This window comes from Candidatus Aquicultor secundus (genome assembly GCF_002791875.1).
In the GTDB taxonomy this organism is placed as follows: domain Bacteria; phylum Actinomycetota; class Aquicultoria; order Aquicultorales; family Aquicultoraceae; genus Aquicultor_A; species Aquicultor_A secundus.
Map to the genome: position 1 here is coordinate 2,633 of NZ_PFNG01000265.1, position 239 is coordinate 2,871.

Consider the following 239-nt stretch of genomic DNA (forward strand, 5'->3'; position numbering starts at 1 on the left):
TGTAAGCCCCAGTTAAGCTTTACTCTCTTTGTGGTAATATTGGTAAACAACGTAAGCATTATGCCAGCTCACAGCGATGCCTTCTCGCACGCTTACTTTACAATCCCGGGCCTCTGTTATAGACTCTTGCTAGCTAAGGATTCAAGAGGCTTTCTTTTTTATTTATCGTTTTATTCTTTTTGTCTACAAGAAACACAGCAATAATCGCACGGCATTTTACCAATAGTTACAGTAATCGC